At 38.4% G+C, this 16,486-nt stretch carries 17 protein-coding genes; 2 read left to right on the top strand and 15 right to left on the bottom strand.

Going from position 1 to position 16,486, the window contains the following annotated elements; genetic code table 11:
- Positions 1-60 precede the first annotated feature (60 nt).
- The 6 genes from FEZ08_RS02855 to FEZ08_RS02880 all read right to left on the bottom strand — a co-directional run bounded on the left by FEZ08_RS02855 (position 61) and on the right by FEZ08_RS02880 (position 6,263).
- Positions 61-570, bottom strand: coding sequence for a transglycosylase SLT domain-containing protein (locus FEZ08_RS02855; protein WP_138190210.1), 510 nt, complete (start codon positions 568-570; stop codon positions 61-63).
- A gap of 136 nt (positions 571-706) precedes the next feature.
- Positions 707-1,879, bottom strand: coding sequence for a M20 metallopeptidase family protein (locus FEZ08_RS02860; RefSeq protein WP_138190211.1), 1,173 nt, complete (start codon positions 1,877-1,879; stop codon positions 707-709).
- Positions 1,880-1,900: 21 nt separating this feature from the next.
- The gene (locus FEZ08_RS02865) at positions 1,901-2,791 is read right to left on the bottom strand and encodes a dihydrodipicolinate synthase family protein (protein ID WP_171014906.1); all 891 of its coding nucleotides are present in this window, start codon (positions 2,789-2,791) and stop codon (positions 1,901-1,903) included.
- Positions 2,792-3,063: 272 nt separating this feature from the next.
- The gene (locus FEZ08_RS02870) at positions 3,064-4,173 is read right to left on the bottom strand and encodes an ABC transporter permease (protein ID WP_138190213.1); all 1,110 of its coding nucleotides are present in this window, start codon (positions 4,171-4,173) and stop codon (positions 3,064-3,066) included.
- Complete coding sequence (locus tag FEZ08_RS02875) at positions 4,173-5,309, bottom strand: ABC transporter permease (RefSeq protein ID WP_171014907.1); 1,137 nt, start codon at positions 5,307-5,309, stop codon at positions 4,173-4,175. Before FEZ08_RS02875 ends, FEZ08_RS02870 begins: the two co-directional genes overlap by 1 nt.
- A gap of 15 nt (positions 5,310-5,324) precedes the next feature.
- Positions 5,325-6,263, bottom strand: a complete 939-nt coding sequence (locus FEZ08_RS02880; protein WP_138190215.1) for an ABC transporter ATP-binding protein — start codon at positions 6,261-6,263, stop codon at positions 5,325-5,327.
- A 135-nt stretch (positions 6,264-6,398) separates the two neighbouring features.
- On the opposite strand from FEZ08_RS02880, the gene FEZ08_RS02885 reads away from it, so the two are divergent.
- Positions 6,399-7,436 carry a sensor histidine kinase gene (locus FEZ08_RS02885; RefSeq protein WP_138190216.1) on the top strand — a complete coding sequence of 346 codons (1,038 nt, stop codon included), beginning with the start codon at positions 6,399-6,401 and terminating at the stop codon, positions 7,434-7,436.
- Between the two features lie 13 nt (positions 7,437-7,449).
- The gene (locus FEZ08_RS02890) at positions 7,450-8,073 is read left to right on the top strand and encodes a response regulator transcription factor (protein ID WP_138190217.1); all 624 of its coding nucleotides are present in this window, start codon (positions 7,450-7,452) and stop codon (positions 8,071-8,073) included.
- A 44-nt stretch (positions 8,074-8,117) separates the two neighbouring features.
- On the opposite strand, the gene coaBC is transcribed toward FEZ08_RS02890, so the two are convergent.
- The 9 genes from coaBC to hrcA all read right to left on the bottom strand — a co-directional run bounded on the left by coaBC (position 8,118) and on the right by hrcA (position 16,482).
- The gene (gene coaBC / locus FEZ08_RS02895; protein ID WP_171014908.1) at positions 8,118-9,281 is read right to left on the bottom strand and encodes a bifunctional phosphopantothenoylcysteine decarboxylase/phosphopantothenate--cysteine ligase CoaBC; all 1,164 of its coding nucleotides are present in this window, start codon (positions 9,279-9,281) and stop codon (positions 8,118-8,120) included.
- Positions 9,282-9,291: 10 nt separating this feature from the next.
- Positions 9,292-10,047 carry an exodeoxyribonuclease III gene (locus FEZ08_RS02900; RefSeq protein WP_138190219.1) on the bottom strand — a complete coding sequence of 252 codons (756 nt, stop codon included), beginning with the start codon at positions 10,045-10,047 and terminating at the stop codon, positions 9,292-9,294.
- 76 nt (positions 10,048-10,123) lie between these two features.
- Entirely contained in the window at positions 10,124-10,483 is a 360-nt protein-coding gene (locus FEZ08_RS02905; protein WP_138190220.1) for a hypothetical protein, read from the bottom strand.
- Between the two features lie 101 nt (positions 10,484-10,584).
- Entirely contained in the window at positions 10,585-11,703 is a 1,119-nt protein-coding gene (gene dnaJ, locus FEZ08_RS02910) for a molecular chaperone DnaJ (RefSeq protein WP_138190221.1), read from the bottom strand.
- A gap of 180 nt (positions 11,704-11,883) precedes the next feature.
- Positions 11,884-12,294: a MarR family winged helix-turn-helix transcriptional regulator gene (locus FEZ08_RS02915; RefSeq protein WP_138190222.1), complete on the bottom strand. Its 411-nt coding sequence runs from the start codon at positions 12,292-12,294 to the stop codon at positions 11,884-11,886.
- Between the two features lies 1 nt (position 12,295).
- Positions 12,296-12,889 carry an FMN-dependent NADH-azoreductase gene (locus FEZ08_RS02920; protein WP_138190223.1) on the bottom strand — a complete coding sequence of 198 codons (594 nt, stop codon included), beginning with the start codon at positions 12,887-12,889 and terminating at the stop codon, positions 12,296-12,298.
- A gap of 131 nt (positions 12,890-13,020) precedes the next feature.
- Positions 13,021-14,841 carry a molecular chaperone DnaK gene (dnaK, locus tag FEZ08_RS02925; protein ID WP_138190224.1) on the bottom strand — a complete coding sequence of 607 codons (1,821 nt, stop codon included), beginning with the start codon at positions 14,839-14,841 and terminating at the stop codon, positions 13,021-13,023.
- 56 nt (positions 14,842-14,897) lie between these two features.
- Positions 14,898-15,446 (bottom strand): nucleotide exchange factor GrpE, encoded by a 549-nt coding sequence (grpE, locus tag FEZ08_RS02930; protein ID WP_138190225.1) that lies wholly within the window; start codon positions 15,444-15,446, stop codon positions 14,898-14,900.
- Positions 15,447-15,462: 16 nt separating this feature from the next.
- Complete coding sequence (hrcA, locus tag FEZ08_RS02935; RefSeq protein ID WP_171014909.1) at positions 15,463-16,482, bottom strand: heat-inducible transcriptional repressor HrcA; 1,020 nt, start codon at positions 16,480-16,482, stop codon at positions 15,463-15,465.
- Positions 16,483-16,486: the final 4 nt, after the last annotated feature.

The raw sequence follows: 16,486 nt of genomic DNA on the forward strand, positions 1-16,486 counted from the left end.
GGAATATTAAAAGGAGTCAAGGTTTAGCCTTGACTCCTTTTTCTTTTCTCTAAAAAACAACTAGTCTAAATTCATATATAAAAGTCGATATATTAAAATACTTGAGGCTACTTCATTCACATAAGTATCGTTATTTTTAGTTGCGTCATTTCGTTTTAAAAACTCAGCGATCTGCTTCTTAGTATCATTACCAACATTTTGTTTAGCGGTTGCCAGAATATAACCTGCCAGTTCAATACTTACCTTCGGATCAGCAATATCAGCTGGTTTATTCAAAATAATACCGGCTTTATTGGCCCAATCCTGAGCAGCTGTATCAGTTAAATTAATTGCTCCATTATACGTTTCTGTTGGCGAATAACTCTCCATAACTTCTTTATTAAAAGCTGATTCTTTAGCAACAAGCGCCATCAATAAATATGGATCAACATCATACTTCTTGCTCACTTCTTGAATAACATCGGTATGAGCAACCCGGAATAACACATTTCTGCCAATATAGTAACCACAGACAGCAAGGCTGCTGAGAATTAAAACTGTTGCGATGAAACCGAAAACTAATTTCTTCATTGCGTCCACGCCCTTTCTTCTATATTAAGTATACCCAATACCAATACACGCTGCCATGGACTGCTCTTACATTTCTGCCGCATCAACTTACAAAATCGTCAGAAAAAGCGTCAGGATGATACCCTGACGCTTTTTTCTAGTATATATCGACTGCTTCGGTAAAGCAGCCGCCATTTGCTGCTATCGCAACAAATGCCTCAACACCTTTAACCAGAATCTCTGAATTAAAATCAAACTTACTATTATGCAGTGGTGCCGTATTCCCAAGTGCCACATTGCCAACACCAAGGAAAAAGAACACTCCGGGAACTTCTTGCTGATAGAAAGCAAAATCCTCTGCCGGCATAAATGGCGTATCAAACTCTACAAACGGTAAATGAAACTTAGCAAAAGCTTGCTCCACGGTTTTAAATAAAGTTGTATCATTTATTACCGGCGGATAACCAGCAGGCATTCGCCATTCAATTTTGCAACCATAAGCAATCTCAGCAGCTCGATGAATATTTTCGATTTGCTTTTTAATTAAATAAAAAGCCTCATCAGAAAACACGCGAACTGTTCCTTGAAACTCAACTCGCTCAGCAACAATATTAGCTGCATCACCACCATTAATTTTACCAATATTAATAACTGCCGGAAACATCGGTGAAATTTGACGCGAAAGTATTGTTTGGTACTGCTGAATAATATCAGTTGCTACTACAATAGCATCAACACCGTCATGTGGCATTGCACCATGAGCGCTTTTCCCATGAACAACAACCTCTAGCTCACCATTCTGTGCCAATAACGGCCCTGGTTTTGAACCAAAAATACCTTCGGTCAATTCCGGCCAAACATGCAAGCCATAAACAGCCTTTACCTTGTATTTTGTAAACGCACCGCTATCAATAATTGCCTTTGCTCCACCCGGACCTTCTTCTGCCGGCTGAAAAATCAATAAAATGTTCTTCATCAGCAAAGGTTTGTGCAACGCCAAGAAATTAGCAAAGCCAAGCATTGTTGCCGTATGTCCATCATGACCGCACGCGTGCATCATTCCGGCATACTGCGATTGAAATTCACTGCCAGTCTCCTCGGCAATCTGCAAACCATCAATATCAGCGCGGAAAGCCAACGTTTCCTCGCTGCCGGCATCTAAAAACACTAATGTACCAGTTCCGCACACGGTTTCATACACTAAACCCATAGTATTCAGTTGCTCACGAATAAACGCAGCGGTTTTTTCTTCTTTAAAACCTAACTCCGGAATCTGATGCAGATTCCGGCGCCAAAAAACGACTTTCTCTTGTAGCTGTTTAAAATTCATTTAGTTTCATCCTTTTTCTGTTTAATCTGTCGGAAATAAAGCATCAGCTTCAATTTCTTCTAATAAATCTTTGATATAGCGAGTCACCTCTGTAGGTTTTTTAGTCAGCGGCAAACGTACATCACCGACACTGATACCGGTAATATTCAAAGCCGCCTTAATCCCGGCAACATCACTTAAAGCTTCATTTAATAAAAAAATTGTTCGTGCTTGCGAACGTAGTGCTGCATAATCCTCTTGCTCAGCCAAACTCGCTAATTGTTGCACTACTTTAGGATATAAATTAGCTACACTGCTAAACACACCAGCAAAGCCCATTGCCATATAAGGCACCAATAAATGCTCATCACTGCTATAAAAGGCACACGACTCCGGCAATAAATTCACTAAATTATTTACATACTCCAGATCAACATTAGTAACATTAACTCCGCTCACACGCGGTAATTCTACCAATGGGAGAAAATCCAATGCATCATAGTCATAACTATGCTGCATTCCGTCAAAATGCAAAATAATCGGCATATTAGTATGATCCACTACATATTCAACATACTGGCGGGCTCCAGAAGCATCACTCAAAAAGACATCCGGCATTGATAGTAGAATCGCATCAACTCCACTTATCTCAGCATCAATAATAAATTGTGCAGCAGTAGCAACATGGCCCTCATCTAAAGCAACAATCACTTTTGCGCGGCCTTGAGCCACACTCACCACACTGCTAATAACTTCCTGTAACTCCTCATCCTGCAAGCTTCGTGCTTCAGCTGTAATACTATTCAACAAGAAAGTTTCAATCCCTTCATGAATATGCCATTCAACTAATTGTTGCAGCCTTTTACTGTCAACCTCACCGAGTGTATTGAACGGCGTAACCAAAGCTACTGCAATACGATTAAAAACACCCATATTTACCCCTTCTTTCATAGTAACAATTATACCATGTTTTCATTTCACTAACTGATATTTTTGCTTTCAATAAAACCTTTGTGCTATAATCAAATTAATCTCTAGGAGGCAAGACTCATGAAAAAACGCACAGTGATTATTATTCTTATCATTATTTTAGTGCTAACCATCCTAGCCGCATTCGCGCTTGGCTTCTTTATCCTTAACTTACTTCAATAATAATTATTAACAAACCCCGCACGGCCTTGGCCATGCGGGGTTTTATTTTTCCCCTAATAAGTCTGCATTTGTTTACGATTACGTAACAACATTGCTAAAAGCGATAACAATATAATGAATAAAATTAGTACACCTATCGATAAAAAGTTCGGCAACCCGGTTTTTACCGTCTCAGTTATTGCTGAAGTATACCAATAACCCGGCAAGAAATATCCGACCGTACGAATCGCCTCCGGCAACATTTTATATGGTACAAAGAAACCACCGGCAATTGCAATCAATAATGAAGCTGTTTGTACAAATATCATACTTGATAAACCATCTTTGCTGATACTTCCGGCAGCAAGTCCTAAGGCCATAAACACATAGGATAACAACAACAAGTAAATAAACAACCAAAAATTGAGTGGTATACCAATAATTAGATTTGCCGCTAATAATGTTAAGGCAGTAATAATAACCCCAACAATAACATAGCCAATCATGATGCCGCTTATATATCCTCGTGCTGTTGTCGCCGTCAGTTTAATCCGATCATCAATCCCGCTCTTGCGTTGTTCAACCAAAAAGTTCATCACAAAGCCAATGAATGCGGCACTAAAGGCATAACCGATAATCGGAAATGCGGTTGCTGCCTTCTCCATACCATCATTAACTGCTAGAGAAGTACTGCTCACTTGTACTGCCCCTTCGTGACTGGCGGTAACAATTTGAGCAAGCTCTTCGGGCGTCGATGCTAAGGACAGCGATGCCTTGGCACGATTGATAAATTGATTAATAGCGGTATCAATAATTACTGTTGAATTAGTACCATCAATCTTAGTCGTTACAACCTTCGGTGTACTCTCAATAATTGCAGCCGTAAAACCTTGAGGAATTTCAATAATATATTGGATTTTTCCGCTTAACAGCTGTTTCTGCAACTGATCTTCAGACCCGGTTTCAACAACTGTTGCTTGTGTACTGATTTCATCAATCAGAACAGCAGTAATAGCTGTTTGATCTAAATCATGTACAACGACATTTAGTTGATTACTATCACCACTGCCGCTAAAAGATAACATAACCACCAAGAAGGCAAAGGCGACAAATGCAACTAACATAATAACCTGGCTGATTTGTTTAAAACAATACTTGATAACAAAGTTTATACATCCGCGCATTATAGTTTCCTCCTAGCTAAAGTTATTCCTAAAGTCAAAGCTGCAACTGCCATAACTGCAAGAATACCTAAATTCTGCCAGTAAACAGCGATATTTTCAAAAAATATTGCTTCAAACAGTGCATTTTGCGCTAGAAAGCTTGGCAATATATATTCTAAGAATGGTGCAACACTCAGCAATACATTCTCAATACCGGCAACATATCCACCTGCTAAAAAAGTAAGTAATATCAATGTCGTTCTTAGCACGTTGAGTCTTGAAGCCATAGTCATACTGCGAATTGCTGCAAACATTGACCCAATACCAAGTCCCAAAAGTGCGGTTACCAACAACAACAAAGCTACCAAGCCAATATTCGTCCCCACATATGCACCTAAAACGAAATGTGCAAACAAGACAATTATGCCCATCTGTACCAATATAACAAGTAAGGCGGCACTTAACTGCCCCATAATATTCATCCACATCGGTATTGGCGTCGTCCGCAGACGCACGCCGATACCTTGAGAGATTTCATTATCCTCAAGAATATTTAAGGCATAAAATGCGGCAAATAAGGCTGTCATTACCAAATTAGTCACCATATAATACTCATAAGCATTCGGCACTTTTTTCTGCCATGCAAGGGTCTCATTGGCAATATAGCTATCCTGGAAAGTGCTGGTGTCAACTATGCCACCATTCATGTAAACCTGCATAACTGCATTGCTCATTGAAGCGAAACTGCCAAAGATGCTCTGAGAAATTTTGCCAATCATACCAGTAGGTTCTGCCGTCTGCACATCAATTGTTAATCCATTTTCTACACTTTTTACAACAACAATACCGCTGACTTTCCCGCTTTGATATGCTGCTTTTGCTTCGTCATAGTTATCGTAATCTGAAAATGTCAGCATCTCGGTAATTTCCCGGTTTTGAAGGAAATCAGCAAACTCGGTTTCTAAAACCGAATTTGTTTTGTTCTCATACACAACTGCAAATGGCTCAGCAACTAACAGTGAATTCGGTGACATGATATCATTAAGCATCATCCCTAAACCGGTAATCAATATCAGCGGAAAAATAAGCATAAAGAATATATTACTGCGGTCACGTAACAGTAATAGTAAGCGATAGTAAAAAATACTAATAAACATACTCATCACCCAGCCTTAATCCCGTAATTGTTTGCCGGTTAATGTCAAAAATACAGTATTCAGCGTTGGCGTCTCAACATTAATTGAATGAATTTCAACACCGTGGGCCTGTAATATTGTAATTACTTTGTTCAACACATCAGCATTTTTCTGAATTGAAATAGTTAAAACTTCGGCTTCATGGGTAACATCCTCTACTAAGGCCAGCAACCTTAATTCCTTAAATACCGTTTCATTCAAGTTATCGGCAATAATACGAATAGCTTCTTTATCTGAAACCATATCTTTTAATGCTTCTTTACTTCCTTGTGCGATAATATATCCATTATCAACAATCGCAATATAATCACAAATCGCTTCAACTTCTTCCATATAGTGTGAAGTATAAACAATCGTTGCACCTTCATCCCGCAACCGAATAATGCCTTCCAAAATGCTATTCCGTGATTGCGGATCGATTGCAACAGTTGGTTCATCCATAAAAATAAGTCTCGGCTTATGAACAATACCGCAAGCAATATTTAGTCGCCGCTGCAAACCACCTGACAATTCCTTGGCGCGTTTTTTACTATATGCCTCTAAACCAGTAAAAGCAATTGCATCGGCAACATACTGTTTTCTATTACTAGCAGCAACCTTATAAAGTTGTGCAAAAAAATCAATATTTTCTTGTACCGTTAAATCACGAAAAACTGCAACCTGCTGGGGAATAACACCTACTTGCTTTTTTATTGCCGCTTCATTGCCCTTCAGTTCTTTATCAAAAATCTTAATTGACCCGGAATCAATTGACAATAAACCCAAAATTGCATTAATTGCTGTCGTTTTTCCGGCACCGTTTGGCCCAAGCAAACCATAAATTTCACCTTCCCGAACCTGAATTGAAAATTTCTTCAAAGCTGCTACATTGTTATAACGCTTTACAACCCCATCTACATCAACAATTACTTTCATAAATAGCCACTCCTCTGTATCTTGCTTTTATTATATATAATCATCTCTGCAGCCACTAGTGACATTTGTCATAACTTATAATTTTTCGTATATTTTAGCCATATATTAGTTATAATAAACATAGAGGTGAAAAAAATGCTGTTTTATAAAATCATTCTGTTACTCATAAGCATCATCAGTTATTATCAAATTTATCCGTTAGCGCCAACACAAGATGTGCTGATCTTACTGATTATTCTGATTATTTCAATAATCGTTCAACTGCTGCCAAACAGATTTTTGCGCATAAGTATTTTTATTCTTACCATTATCGCAAGTTTCATCTTCCCGCAAGCTGCATTCCTGGCACCACTCATCCTCATCCATGATGAATTTTATATATTTACCCTAATTGCCCTCGTTCTGAGCTACCTAAATACTCAATCAGTGCTTATTTTAATCCCCTACGCCACTACCTTATTTTTCTGCTTTCAATTTTATCGGCAAAAACTGATGAAAAAGCAGTATCACGAGCTTCAAGAAGCACATGATACTCTCGAATTGCAATTAAGTAAGCAAAATGAAGCACTTTTGCTAGCTACAAGCCAAGCAGCTAATTCCGCCAAAAACCAAGAACGTAACCGCATAGCACGTGATATTCACGACCATGTCGGCCACCTTGTTGCCCGCAGTTTGATGATGGTCGGTGCAATTGTTGATACCAGCATGCCTGATAATCCACAACTGCCAATGCTGCAAACTGTTCATGATAGTTTGACCAATGCTTTGGATGATATTAGAAAAACCGTACACAATTTACATGACAGTCAAAAAAATAACTATCAGACTTTCATTGATATGCTCACTGATTTTTACTTTTGTAAGCTGAATTATGATTTATATGATGATACGCAACAACTAGATGATGCTATTCTGGAAACATTAATTATGACAACTAAAGAATCACTTACTAATGTCATTAAACATTCCAATGCTACTACTGTTGATATTAAACTTGAACAATTTCCAACCTTCATCCGTTATCAAATCCATGATAACGGAACAAACATTCACGATAATCATCCTGGATTAGGACTGGCAAGCATTAGTGAGCGTGTAGAAAACCAGAACGGATACGCTAGTTTCTCACAAAATGATGGCTTCCTTACCGTAATCACCCTACCATTCAAATAAAGGAGTTGTACATATGCAAGTAATACTTATTGATGACGACCAATTTATTATTGATGCTCTCACATTAATGCTGAAAAATCATGACGATATTGAAGTTGTCGGTACCGGCAATGATGGTGCTGCCGCCATTGAACTCGCAGCCACCCTCAATCCTGATGCCATCCTTATGGATGTCCGTATGCCAAAAATCAATGGCATTGAAGCAACCAAAGTAATTACCAGCAAAAATCCTAAGCAAAAAGTACTCATCCTCACCACCTTCTATGATGACGAATACATCATTCAAGCTCTCAAAAGCGGCGCTTCCGGCTACATGCTCAAACAATCTAATAGCGAACTAATCGCCAACAACCTCCGTGCCATCCACCGTGGCCAGATGGTCTTCGGTGAAGACATCGGTGCCAAACTGCCGTCCCTACTCAACCAAAAGCCAACCGTTAATTTCACCCAGCATAACCTCACTGAACGCGAGCTTGCTGTTCTTGAACAAATTAGCTTTGGCCACTCCAACAAAGAAATCGCCGCCGCCCTCTTCTTAAGCGAGGGCACCGTCCGCAACTACATCAGTATCCTACTCGACAAACTTGAGCTGCGTGACCGCACCCAACTTGCTATTTTCTATTTGCAAAATCAATAAAAAAACGACCGCGAGGCTGCCCTCGCGGTCGTTTTCTTCTTCAATCAAATCACGGTTTCTATTATTTTTTTAGCGATTACAGCTTTTGCTGCCTGCTTCACCTCAACAATATTATTTTGCTGATCAATAATCTTCACCGCATTCTCGTCACTACCAAAATTACTTAAATCATTTAATACAATATAATCTAAATTTTTCTTAGAAAGCTTGTTCTGTGCATGTTCTTCATGATTATTGTCTTCTGCTGCAAATCCAATTAACTTTTGGGTCGTTTTTTTACTACCCAAATCTTTTAAGATATCGATTGAGCGCGCCAATTCAAGCTGCAACTCATCATCGCTCTTTTTAATTTTAATATCTGAAACCTCTTTAGGTTTATAATCAGAAACAGCAGCGCTCATAAACACATAATCACTATCGGCAAATGCAGCAAGCATTGCCTGGTGCATTTGCTCAGGAGTTTCTACATCAACATAATTAATTCCATATATTTTGGGCATCTGATTAGGACCATTCACCAAAGTGACATCTGCTCCCATCAGTTTCGCTTGACGCGCTAACTCATAACCCATTTTACCACTGGAAGTATTAGCAATATAACGGATTGGATCAAGATAAACCCGGGTTGTACCACTGCTAACCAGTACTTTCTTCCCTTTTAATCGCTCACCGGCATGCAAATACAGCTCAATGCCGTACACCAGTTCATCAAGAGGTGCCAATTTACCAATACCCTCATAACCACAAGCAAGCATTCCTGTTGCCGGATAAATAAAACCAACCTCTTCTTCATATAAAGCCCGCATCGAGTGTTGCAATACCGGTTTCTGATACATAAACGTATTCATTGCCGGAGCAATCACCATCTGAACCGTTCTGGCTGCAACAACTGAACCAAGCAAATCATCAGCAATCCCCAGCGCATACTTATTGATACTATTGTAAGTCGCCGGAACAATTGCCAGCAAATCCACTTCTTGAGCTAAATAAATATGGGTAATTGCATCCGTTGCCTCATCGGTAATATGATAATCATAGAAATGTTCGTTACCTACAAGTGACTCAATCTCATCATTAAAACCAAAAGCACCGGCCGCCTCAGTCATCACCACAAAAATCTCATGCCCACGCTCTTGCAACAAACGAATCAACTGCGGAATTTTTTGAACTGCCACCGAACCAGTTACTCCTAATGTTATCTTTGCCATAAAAGACCTCCTATAATTCGATATCAAGCTCGACCGGACAATGGTCTGAACCATAAACATCAGCATGGATTGCCGCGCCGCTTAAGCGGTCAGCAATCCGCTCCGAAAGACAGAAATAATCAATCCGCCAGCCAATATTACGTTCGCGTGCATTGGCACGATAAGACCACCAAGAATAAGCATCACTTAAGTCAGGATACAAATATCGGAATGAATCAACAAATCCACTAGCCAAAAATTCAGAAAATTTACCGCGCTCTTGATCGGTAAATCCTGGATTCAAACGATTTGGTCCCGGATTTTTCAAATCAATTTCCTGATGTGCCACATTTAAGTCACCGCACATTATCACTGGCTTTTGATGATCCAATGCCTGTAAATGAGCCAAGAAACTATCTTCCCAATTCATCCGATAATCCAAACGCTTCAACTCATGTTGAGAGTTTGGCGTATAGACCGTCACTAAATAAAATTCAGGATACTCTAATGTGATTACCCGACCTTCAGTATCATGCTCTTCAATGCCAATACCATATTGTACTGATAATGGTTCATGCTTAGTAAAAATTGCCGTTCCCGAATAACCCTTTTTTACAGCATAATTCCAATACATCTTATACTCCGGTAATTCTAACTCAATCTGTCCTGCCTGTAATTTTGTTTCCTGAAGACAAAAGAAATCAGCATCAATTGCCGAAAAATATTCTAAAAAACCCTTTTTAACTGCTGCTCTTAATCCATTAACATTCCACGAAATAAACTTCAATGTACGCTCACCCTTCTAGCCATAATATCCTTATTATACCATAAAAGACTGGCCATACCGACCAGTCTTTTACTTTTTATTTCTCATCATCTTTTGAGAATTTATCTTTTACATGTTCTGCAGCTTCTTTAACCGCATCAACAGCTTCACCGGCTTTATTTTTTACAGCCGTTCCTGCCGCTTTCACATTATCGGCAGCATGTTCGAAACCGTCCTGTACTGAGTCTTTAACATCATGTAGTTTTTCTTTTGCCTCATCGCTTTTTTCCTGTGCCTGATCCTCAGCATATTTTTTGATAATTTTGTCTTCCATTTTCACCCGCGTTTTCGCGTATGTTGATTCGACAGAATCACCAACTTTGTCCGCTGTGTCTTTAACAGCATCCGCAGCATCTTCTGCTGCTCGTTTTACTTTCTTTTCAACCTTATTAGTCATAGTAATGACCTCCTCTACCACTTAATTATATCACTAATGTGCTTTTTTATGGCTACGGACACACTAAAACCCTGTGAGCCAAGCTCACAGGGTTTTAAAACTTAAGAAAATAGTTTTTTAAATTTCTCGAACAGCGTTCCTTTTTCGTTCTCGCTCTCAAGTATTGAATCCATTTCTTTAATAACTTCTTTTTGGCGTTTATTAATATGTTTAGGAACAACAATGTGTACCTGAACATATTGATCACCTTTACGATTTGCATTCACTGCAGTAATTCCTTTTGATTTCAAACGGAACTCAGTGCCATTTTGGGTTCCTTCAGGAATTTTCAGTTTCACTTTACCGTCAACTGTCGGAACTTCAATATCATCACCTAAAGTCGCCTGTGCAAAAGTTATCGGCATTTTAAGATAGATATTGCTTCCCTCACGTTCAAAGAACTCATGTTTTAAGATATGGAAACTAATATATAAATCACCGGTTGGTCCGCCATTGCTGCCGGCCTCACCCTGATTGCTGACACGAATTTGTTGTCCCTCATCAATTCCGGCTGGAATTGTTACATCAATTGTCCGGCGCACATGTTCAGTGCCGCTACCATTACATTGAGTACATTTATGAGTAACAATTTTACCGCGGCCTTGGCATTCAGGACAAACCGTTTGGTTTACTATTCGTCCAAATGGCGTATTTTGTGCCACAGTAACATATCCTGAGCCGTTACAACGACCACAAGTTTCTACATCTTCCGGCTTATCTGCGCCGGTTCCATGACATTTTGAACATGTCTCGTCGCGTGATACCTCAACTGACTTCTTAGCACCAAAGATAGCTTCTTCAAAGCTAAGCGTCATTGTCATTGCTAAATCTGAACCACGACGAGGTCCGTTTTGGTTACGGCTGCCGCCGCCAAATCCACCAAAACCAAAATTACCAAAAATGTCTCCAAAAATATCTGAAAAATCAAATCCTGAGAAATCATAACCACCGCCATTTTGATTAAAGGCGTTATGACCATACTGATCATATTGTGATCGTTTTTCATCATCAGAAAGAACTGCATAAGCTTCCTGAATCTCCTTGAATTTCTCCTCAGCACCAGATTCCTTATTCACATCCGGGTGATACTTTCGAGCAAGTTGGCGAAACGCTTTTTTGATTTCTTCTTTTGAAGCCCCTTTTTCAAGTCCAAGAACCTCATAATAATCGCGTTGTGCCATATTTTTATTCACCTCTGTCTTTCAAGTTACTATTAATATTTTATCACATATATACAAAAATAGCATTTGTTTTTTATGTGAAGATTTACCTCTCTTATTATATCACAACTAATTAGCACTTTCAATATTCAAGTGCCAAAAATAAAAGAAATATAGTCTCCTATATTTCTTTTTCCTATTTTATTCATCAATAATCGTATACAACAACTCACTTAAGTCAGCCTGTTGTTGCGGCGATAACTTATTAAAGATATCATCCATTGCTTTATAATATCCGGCAAAACAATTTTCAATATACGCCTGTCCGGAATCAGTCAGTGAAGCATAATAAACCCGGTGATCATTCGTACAATTTTTACGAACAATATATGACTTCTCTTCCAATTTATTTACCGTATAAGTCATTGTTCCGCTTGTTAATCCTAAGCAATTACCAATTTGTTGAATTGGTTGGCTGCCATTTTTACGCAACATTTCTAAAACGCTAAACTCTGATAAAGTTAATTCCGAATAAGAAAGCGCCTTATCCAGCTTAGCGTTCAACGTACGATGGGCTTTTAAAAACAGGAGCCAGGTATCGACACACGCCATATTAAACAGCAGCTACCGCTTTTTTAATTTGATCATTGTTTGCTGCTACCGCATCAGCTACTGGCAATTGCTCAATTGCCGTTCCTTGGATAACAACACTATCCACAACATCAATACCTAAGAAACTAAGTACTTGAGTGATATGTGGTACAACTAAATCATTTTTGGTTCCGGTATGAATTCCGCCCATCGCATTGACAAGGATTGCTTTTTTACCTTTCATCATGCCTACAAGTTCTCCGGTTTCAGTATAGCCAAAAGTTTCTTTAGCAATAAATACATTGTCAAAATATTTATGTAATTCTGCTGGGAATGACAAGTTCCACATTGGCGCTGCAACAACAAATAAATCTGCAGATTTAAATTGAGTTAACAACTCAGCTTGTTTTGCAGTTGCTTCATTTTGTTCTCCTTTACCCCAAGCTGGCATTAAATCATGTGCCAAACTTGGTACATTTGCTGCAAAAACATTTACTGTTTCAACAGTTGCATCTGGATATTTTGCTTGTAATTGTTTAATAACTTCATCAGCTGCTCCCATAGAGTATGATTTATCAGCAGTATTAAGATTAGCATCAATTCGTAAAATTTTCATGTTTAAAAAACTCCTTTAATTTGCGTTTACTTAAATAGTATATCAAACGCAAATCTTTATATCAAGATAAGTACTCCATATTGTTAAAAAACAAAAAATCACTGGCGAAACCGCCAGTGATTTTACTCTCATTATTTATCTTCTTCCACGTCTTCAAATTCAGCATCAACAACATTATCAGCTTTCGGTGCTTCAGCAGCACCCTCAGCTCCGGCAGCTTCTGCCTGCGCTTTGTATGCTTGCTCAGCAAAACTATGTGCTACTTTTTCAATTTCTTCTTTTGTAGTACGAATTGTATCAAAATCTTTGTCATCAATTGCTTTTTGCAATTTAGCTTTTAATTCTTCAGCTTGTTTTTTCTCTTCTTCGCCAACTTTATCACCTAAGTCATTTATGCTTTTATCAACTGAGAAGATCATTTGTTCAGCTTCATTGATTAACTCAACTTCTTCTTTACGTTTTTTATCAGCTTCAGCATTCATTTCTGCTTCTTTTACCATGCGTTCAATTTCTTCATCACTTAAATTAGTTGCAGAAGTAATCGTAATTGATTGCTCTTTATTTGTTCCTAAATCTTTTGCTTTTACGTTAACAATACCGTTAGCATCTAAGTCAAAGGTTACTTCAATTTGTGGAACTCCACGCGGAGCAGCAGGAATATCAGTCAATTGGAAGTTTCCAAGTGTTTTGTTATCCGCTGCCATTGGACGTTCACCTTGTAAAATATGAATATCTACGGCTGGTTGATTATCAGCAGCTGTAGAGAATACTTGTGATTTGCTCGTAGGAATTGTTGTATTACGTTCAATAAGTTTTGTCATAACGCCACCCATTGTTTCAATACCTAATGATAATGAAGTAACATCAAGCAACAAGACATCTTTAACATCACCGGCAAGTACCCCACCTTGAATTGCTGCTCCCATAGCAACAACCTCATCAGGGTTAACACCTTTGCTAGGTTCTTGACCTAATTCTTTTTTAATTGCATCTTGCACTGCCGGAATACGTGTTGATCCACCAACAAGCAATACTTTTTGAATATCTTTACCAGTCATACCAGCATCTTTCAATGCTGTACGAACTGACACTAATGTTTTTTCAACAAGATCATGAGTTAACTCATCAAATTTTGCTCGAGTTAAAGTCATTTCCATATGAACTGGTCCTGCATCACCGGCAGAAATAAACGGTAATGAAATTTGTGTACTAGTTACACCTGATAAATCTTTTTTCGCTTTTTCAGCTGCATCTTTTAAACGTTGCATTGCCATTTTATCTTGTGATAAATCAATACCATTTTCTTTTTTGAATTCTGAAACCATATAATCAATCACTTTTTGGTCAAAGTCATCCCCGCCTAAACGGTGGTCTCCGGTTGTAGAAACAACTTCGAACACGCCATCACCTAATTCAAGGATAGAAACATCGAATGTTCCCCCACCTAAGTCATAAATTAAGATTGTATGATCAGATTCTTGTTTATCCATACCATAAGCTAATGCTGCTGCAGTTGGTTCGTTAATAATACGTTCAACTTCAAGACCGGCAATTTTTCCGGCATCTTTAGTTGCCTGACGTTCAGCATCATTAAAGTAAGCTGGCACGGTAATAACCGCTTTAGTCACTTTCTCACCTAAATAACCTTCTGCATATTCTTTCATGTAACGAAGAATCATTGCTGAAAGTTCTTGTGGTGTATATGATTTTCCGTTCATTTCAACTTTATAATCAGTTCCCATATGACGTTTAATCGAACTTACAGTATTTGGATTTGTAATCGCTTGACGCTTAGCAGCATCACCAACAATCACTTCATCGCCTTTAAAAGCAATAACCGACGGCGTTGTCCGTCCACCTTCTGGGTTTGGAATAACTTTTGATTCGCCACCCTCCATAACACTGACACATGAGTTTGTAGTTCCTAAGTCAATACCTATAATTTTACTCATAATTATTTTCTCTCCTTATTAATTTATATAAATTTCGATATTAAAGCATAGTCAAGCTATTCTTTAATATTCACTTTCACCATACTTGCGCGAAGCACACGGTCTTTTAACCGATAACCTCGTTGTAATTCCTCAAGAATGATATTATTATCCTTATCCGGATGATTCTCTTGCATAATAGCTTGATGCATATGTGGATCAAATTCACCATCAATAGGAATAATTTCAAGTCCTTCCTTCGCTAAAGCAGTAAACAATTGATTATAAATCATCTCAAACCCTTTAACAAAGCCGGCATTTGCTTCGTCAGTCTCTTCAGTTGCGAGCGCCCGGTCAAAGCTATCTAAAACCGGTAAAAGCTCAGTAATCAAAGATTGTGACGCATATTTCAATGTTGTTTCAACATCAGTACGCGTGCGGCGCTTGAAGTTTTCAACTTCTGCGCGTTCACGCAATAATAATTCTTTTAATTTGTCCACTTCAACTTGAACTTCCGCTAAGGTGTCTTCAACCGTAGCTTCCGCCGTATCAGTTTCTTCAATATTTTCTTCTACTAATTCTTCTTCAAGAACTTCATCTTTTTTATTATCTTTTTTTGACGACATTAGTTCGCACCTCCATTTATATTGTAATAGTTTTCCCTACTATATTCAGTAATTCAGCAACTTTTTGATAGTCTAAGCGAATTGGTCCCAATATAGCAATTGTTCCGTGACCACGAATTGGCATTCGGAATGTAGTACTAATTAATGCGCACTCTTCAAAGCAAACATCACCAATCTCACTACCGATACGAATATCAATTCCGGGTTCGTTCTGTTTAAGGCTGCTAAGTCGTGCATCATCTTCTAAAAATTCAAACATTGCTTTTATAGTATTGCGTTCAAATTCTGACTGCAATAATAAATTGGCTTGCCCGCTGAAATAAGTAATTGATGTATTCATTGCACTGAAAAATTGTAAAATCGCATCATGAATCTGATCATAATGATCGATATATTCTTCAAGCAATGGTTTGATATCATTTTCTAACTTATCAAACACTTCATTTAACGGTACACCATTTAACATTTGATTCAAAAATTTAATAGTATTATCTAACATTTCAAACTCGTACATTGTAGCCAATTGAAACAACCTAGTTTCAATCTGGCCTTGATCAGTAACAACCAGTACGGCAGCCTGATTAGCTGATACCCGTAACATTCGTACTTGTACAATCGTATTTCTGCGAGCCGAAGGACCGATAAAAATAGCTGTTAGGCCGGTTTCATCTGATAATACTCTCAACAACAATTGAATCTTCTCATCAAAAGCAATATCGCGGCGCATTACAATACGTTCAATCTGTTCAGCAGCATCCATATCATCATCAGTCACTTCCTGAACATCATCTGCGATATCCAAAAAATGATTAATATAGAAACGATAGCCACTCAACGAAGGAACACGCCCCGAAGAGGTATGTGTTTTTTCTAACAAGCCTAGTTCTTCAAGCATTGCCATCTCATTACGGATAGTTGCCGAACTATAAGGCATATCATATTTTTGGATCAATAACTTTGATCCGACCGGATGAGCGGTATGAATAAATTCATCAATAATTGCTTTTAAAACAATTGACCTCCGAGTAGTTAACACTATA

This window comes from Culicoidibacter larvae, assembly GCF_005771635.1.
In the GTDB taxonomy this organism is placed as follows: Bacteria; Bacillota_I; Bacilli_A; order Culicoidibacterales; family Culicoidibacteraceae; genus Culicoidibacter; species Culicoidibacter larvae.

Excerpts from the sequence above, each read along its gene's own strand:
- FEZ08_RS02855 (WP_138190210.1), bottom strand. The coding sequence starts at position 570 with ATGAAGAAATTAGTTTTCGGTTTCATCGCAACAGTTTTAATTCTCAGC.
- FEZ08_RS02860 (WP_138190211.1), bottom strand. The coding sequence starts at position 1,879 with ATGAATTTTAAACAGCTACAAGAGAAAGTCGTTTTTTGGCGCCGGAAT.
- FEZ08_RS02865 (WP_171014906.1), bottom strand. The coding sequence starts at position 2,791 with ATGGGTGTTTTTAATCGTATTGCAGTAGCTTTGGTTACGCCGTTCAAT.
- FEZ08_RS02870 (WP_138190213.1), bottom strand. The coding sequence starts at position 4,173 with ATGCGCGGATGTATAAACTTTGTTATCAAGTATTGTTTTAAACAAATC.
- FEZ08_RS02875 (WP_171014907.1), bottom strand. The coding sequence starts at position 5,309 with ATGTTTATTAGTATTTTTTACTATCGCTTACTATTACTGTTACGTGAC.
- FEZ08_RS02880 (WP_138190215.1), bottom strand. The coding sequence starts at position 6,263 with ATGAAAGTAATTGTTGATGTAGATGGGGTTGTAAAGCGTTATAACAAT.
- FEZ08_RS02885 (WP_138190216.1), top strand. The coding sequence starts at position 6,399 with ATGCTGTTTTATAAAATCATTCTGTTACTCATAAGCATCATCAGTTAT.
- FEZ08_RS02890 (WP_138190217.1), top strand. The coding sequence starts at position 7,450 with ATGCAAGTAATACTTATTGATGACGACCAATTTATTATTGATGCTCTC.
- coaBC (WP_171014908.1), bottom strand. The coding sequence starts at position 9,281 with ATGGCAAAGATAACATTAGGAGTAACTGGTTCGGTGGCAGTTCAAAAA.
- FEZ08_RS02905 (WP_138190220.1), bottom strand. The coding sequence starts at position 10,483 with ATGACTAATAAGGTTGAAAAGAAAGTAAAACGAGCAGCAGAAGATGCT.
- dnaJ (WP_138190221.1), bottom strand. The coding sequence starts at position 11,703 with ATGGCACAACGCGATTATTATGAGGTTCTTGGACTTGAAAAAGGGGCT.
- FEZ08_RS02915 (WP_138190222.1), bottom strand. The coding sequence starts at position 12,294 with ATGGCGTGTGTCGATACCTGGCTCCTGTTTTTAAAAGCCCATCGTACG.
- FEZ08_RS02920 (WP_138190223.1), bottom strand. The coding sequence starts at position 12,889 with ATGAAAATTTTACGAATTGATGCTAATCTTAATACTGCTGATAAATCA.
- dnaK (WP_138190224.1), bottom strand. The coding sequence starts at position 14,841 with ATGAGTAAAATTATAGGTATTGACTTAGGAACTACAAACTCATGTGTC.
- grpE (WP_138190225.1), bottom strand. The coding sequence starts at position 15,446 with ATGTCGTCAAAAAAAGATAATAAAAAAGATGAAGTTCTTGAAGAAGAA.